Here is a 1,569-nt window from a genome sequence, read left to right as displayed (position 1 = left end):
CTGCGGCTCGGGCGCGCCGAGATGGGTCAGGAGCCCGTCGTAGCGCCCGCCGCCGACGAGGACGGGTGTCCCCGCGCCCCCCGTCACCTCGAAGATGAAGCCCGTGTAGTAGTCGAGGTTGCGCGCGAAGCCGCCGCTGAAGCGGAAGGCGTCGAGCGCGAGGCCGCGGGCCGCGATGAAGCCGTTGCGCTCCTCGAACAGGTCGAGCGCCGCCTCGAGCGCGCCATGCCGGAGGCCGGCCTCGGCGACCAGCGCGCGCAGATCGCGCGCCGCCGCGTCCGGGTCGCCCGCGATCGCGCTGTAGCGCTCGATCACCGCGCGGTTCTCGGCGTTGAGCCCGGCCCCGCCGCTCGCCTGGGCGGCGGCCTTGGCGAGGAAGCGCTCGGCGATCTCGCCGGCCGAGCGTCCGCCCACCGCCGAGATGCCGGCGATGGCCAGTACGTCCTCCACGAAGGCGCGCACGCCGCGCGGGTCCTGGCCCTGGATCGCCGCGAGCAGGCCCGCGTGCGGATCCTCGGGGGCGGCCGCGTTGACGAGGCCGTCGAGGGGCCGTCCGGCGGCGAGCGCGCGCAGCGTGCGCCGCTTGGCGGCCGGGGGCACGCCGAGCCCGTCGAGCAGCGCCACGGTGAGGCCCATGTCGCCGAGGCGGACATGCGGGCGCGCGTGGCCGAACAGCGCGAGGCCCTCCAGCGCCAGCCCCAGCACCTCCGCGTCCGCGGCCGGGATGTCGCCGCGCCCGATCGACTCGATGCCGGCCTGCAGGAACTCGTCCGGCTCGTCGGCCGCGAGGCGGAAGACGGGACCGAGATAGCCGTAGTCGGCGCCCCCCTCCGGGCGGGCGAGGTGCAGGCGGCAGACCGGAATGGTGAATTCCGGCCGTAGGCACATCTCGGCGCCCGAGACGTCCTGCGTCACGAAGATGCGCCGCCGGATGTCCTCGCCGGAGAGTTCGAGGAAGGGCTCGATCGGCTGCAGCACAGGCGGGGTCACCGGCGCGTAGCCGGCCGCCGTCAGATGCGCGAGCAGCTGCGCCTGCGCGGCCTCGTCCGCCCCCGTCTCCGCTTCCGGTCGTGTCATCGGCTCCACTCGCCCGTGTCCGGCGGCTCTGTAGCAACCGCTTCGTGGCTTGGCGACCGGCTTCTCGGAAGCTGGTCAATGCCGGCGCGCGAGAGGCGTCGCTCACCCCTCCGGGAAATGGCGGGCGAGCACCGCGCGCACCCGGGCGACCATCTCGGATTCGGCGCAGGAGAACTGTGCCGGCCGCGCGGCCTTCCACTCGGCGTTGCTGGCGATGCCTTCGGCCGCGCGCGCGCCCTCGATTAGGTCCTTGACCTGGACCTCGTTCGCCGCGCGCTCGTTCGAGCCCTGGATGATCGCCACCGGGGCGCGGCGGCGGTCGGCGTACTTCATCTGCGCCTTCATGCCGGCCCCGCCCAGATAGAGCTCGGCCCGGACGTTCTCGGCGCGCAGGGCCGCGACGAGACGTTGGTAGTCGGCTATGTTCTCGCGGTCGAGCACCAGAACCACCACCGGCCCGGGCTTCTTCGCCCCGCCGAGAAGCGGGCTGCC

General features: G+C 74.3%; 2 protein-coding genes. Both read right to left on the bottom strand.

Annotated features, from left to right (window positions below; genetic code table 11):
- On the bottom strand, positions 1–1,077 hold a 1,077-nt coding region (locus AX737_RS03310; RefSeq protein ID WP_066918973.1), incomplete at its 3' end, for an ATP phosphoribosyltransferase regulatory subunit.
- Positions 1,078–1,179: 102 nt separating this feature from the next.
- On the bottom strand, positions 1,180–1,569 hold a 390-nt coding region (locus AX737_RS03305; RefSeq protein WP_245293390.1), incomplete at its 5' end, for a His/Gly/Thr/Pro-type tRNA ligase C-terminal domain-containing protein.

The sequence above is a fragment of the Methylobacterium sp. CCH5-D2 genome (assembly GCF_001556475.1).
Taxonomy (GTDB): Bacteria; Pseudomonadota; Alphaproteobacteria; order Rhizobiales; family Beijerinckiaceae; genus Methylobacterium; species Methylobacterium hispanicum.
The sequence above is the reverse complement of the archived record's forward strand: the minus strand, read 5'-3'. Positions and strand labels throughout refer to the sequence as shown.